A 2,625-nucleotide genomic window follows, 5' to 3' on the forward strand; every position below is an offset into this window, starting at 1 on the left:
GGTCACGGGAAGTCATCGGTTCAGCGGATTTTCGAAACAGGCCGGGAAAGAACATCAGGCCTCCTTACCGGGTTTATGGCTGAGCAGGCGTGAGACCAGATACGACCAGCCAAGGCACAGGCCACCGGCGACAATAAACCCCGCCGCGGGCAGCAGCAGCCACGCCCCGTAAGACAGCAGGCCACCGCCCGCCAGCCCGACCAGCGGGGCAGTTATCATTAATAGTTTCATAAAAGAACCTCAGAGTGAGCGCAGACCCCGGCTCATTAACACATCGGACAGGCTTTCCGGTTGCTCACCCCCGTTCACCAGTAACCGGCTCAGGGCCGTAAACAGGGCAACGGGACCGTCAATTTTGGCTTCCGGCGTGGATTTGTTGGGGAAGATATTGTCGTTTTTGTCCGGCCTGACGGTGACGTTACTCATCATCCAGTCCATTACCGGGTGGGCGTTATGGTGGAATTTACCGCTGTACACCGCCGCTTCCAGTGATTTCATGGCTTCCGACAGATTGCGCACCGTCTGGGCAACCTCGACCAACGGCAGGCCTTCTTCGGCCAGTGCCAGACTGAACTGGGTGGCACTCCACGGGTCAAAGCCGAGTTCTTTCAGGTTTTCCCCGCCGACCCAGTGCAGCAGCTCTTCTTTTATCTGGGCATGGTCCACCACTTCGCCATCGGTCAGGGTCAGAACGCCCATTTCATCCCACTTGCGGTAAAGTTCCGCCATCTGCCGTGAGCAGCGCTCAAGCCGGCCTTCCGGCAGCCAGAATTTAAAGTCGGCATGGACATGACCGTTATTCGCCTGCCAGACTTTCACCGCCGCACAAATGTCAATCTTGTTCGCCAAGTCCACGCCAACCCACATCGGGTAGGTTTTCAGCTCATGCGGCGGGGCCAGCGGTTCGCAGTCATCCCACTTAAGCATGTCCATCCACGCCGATTCGGCCGTGACCCACAGGTTCATGTGCTTGGTGAAAAAATTGTGCCGCGCTGACACTTGCTCTTTGGCCTTTTTCGCCAGCCGCCGCAGGTCATCCCAGCGCTTGCAAATCCCCAGACCGGGGTTCGCTTTCTGCCACACCGTCTCATCAAACGGGTCGTCGTCTTTGTCCAGGGTGTAGATCAGCGCGAAAAAGGTATCATCCGGCAGCCCGCGCAGGACCTTAACGGCATAGTCGCGCAACTCGTAGCAAATGCCTTCTTTATTAAAGCCGGCGGTGGTGATACCGAATAACAGCGACTGCAAGCGTGCGCCGGTGGCGGTTTCCAGTACATCCCAGACATCGCGGGTGCGGTGCGCGTGCAGCTCATCGACGATGCCGCAGTGGATATTGAGACCATCAAGGTTATTGGCGTCACTGGACAGCGGTTCGAACTTGGAGGCGGATTGTTCCTGATAAATGGCCAGTTTGTTGAATTCAAGTAACCTGCCCAGTGTCGACTTCGCCTTTTTGAGCATGTTCTTCGCATCCTCAAACACGATACGCGCCTGATCACGGGTGGTGGCGGCCGAATAGACTTCTGCGCCTCCCTCACCATCAGCCCCGGTCATGTATAACCCGATACCGGAAGAAAGCGTGGATTTGGCGTTTTTACGCGCCACTTCGTTATACGCCGTGCGAAAACGGCGCACCATCACCGGGCGCCCGCTGCCGTCATTGCGCAGGACGATTTCGCCGGTGGCTTCATCCACCAACGGGCAGACAAAGCCAAACAGGTTTATCAGGATAAAGATATGCCAGTCCATCAACTCAATAGGTTTGCCTGCCAGTGCGCCTTTGACATGGGGCACAAATTTGTAAAAGTTCAGGATATGCTGGGCACGGGGTTCACTGAAATAAATGCCACGCGCTTCCCCCGTTTTCAGGTCATTCAGGAACCGCTGACAGGCCAGTTTCACCAACTCACCGGATACAACCTCACCCGCCACGACCCGCTCAGCATAGCGGGTGCCTTCTGATACTTTCGCCATGTTAATCTCTCATTTGTAAAAACTCAGCCAGCGGGTCGGCCTTATCTTCCCCGGCCATGTTGACCTTAGACCGGCTGGAGGGTGACATACCAAACGCACTGAGCATGGTGTGGATCCGTTTCCACGCATCGGCTTTCATGCCCGCCGCCGGATGCGCCTTAATTAATCCCTGATCGGTCCGGTAGGTGTAACCTTCACGCTCCAGCGTTTCACAGTGTGTTCGGTATTCGACGTAGGCTTCAACCAGCAACTCAAGGGCTTTGGCGTCAAGGTGAGTCAGCACGCCGACGTTATGCAGTTCCCCGGCGATCCGTTCATGCCAGTACCGGCCCATTTTCCCAAAATGCTTGGGGACATGGGGGACCCCTTTTTCCGGCATCGGTTCATGGGCATTAATCGGGCGCTTTGATGGGTTACCCCTCACCAAACGCAGGTGAGTCGGGGTTGGCGGTCGTCCTGCCATGTGATTTCTCCTGTAAAATGGTGCAGTTGGGGCACCCCAAAAAAAGGTTGGCATTTCGCGGCGATCTGAAAAGAGGGAAGGCGGCGGTCCTCAAGGGCGAGAGTGGTAGAGATTTGACCCGCCCCTCCCCCTGCGTGACGATAACAACCGAGATGATTGCAAATAAAAACTAAATCATTGCGCTATTA

At 56.0% G+C, this 2,625-nt stretch carries 2 protein-coding genes; both read right to left on the bottom strand.

Annotated features, from left to right (window positions below; genetic code table 11):
* Nucleotides 1–240 precede the first annotated feature (240 nt).
* Nucleotides 241–1,974 carry a terminase large subunit gene (locus tag AAC854_RS22080; RefSeq protein ID WP_340618974.1) on the bottom strand — a complete coding sequence of 578 codons (1,734 nt, stop codon included), beginning with the start codon at nucleotides 1,972–1,974 and terminating at the stop codon, nucleotides 241–243.
* A 1-nt stretch (nucleotide 1,975) separates the two neighbouring features.
* Nucleotides 1,976–2,437, bottom strand: coding sequence for a phage terminase small subunit P27 family (locus tag AAC854_RS22085; protein WP_273546650.1), 462 nt, complete (start codon nucleotides 2,435–2,437; stop codon nucleotides 1,976–1,978).
* Nucleotides 2,438–2,625: the final 188 nt, after the last annotated feature.

The organism is Xenorhabdus entomophaga, from assembly GCF_037996725.1.
Lineage (GTDB): Bacteria > Pseudomonadota > Gammaproteobacteria > Enterobacterales > Enterobacteriaceae > Xenorhabdus > Xenorhabdus khoisanae.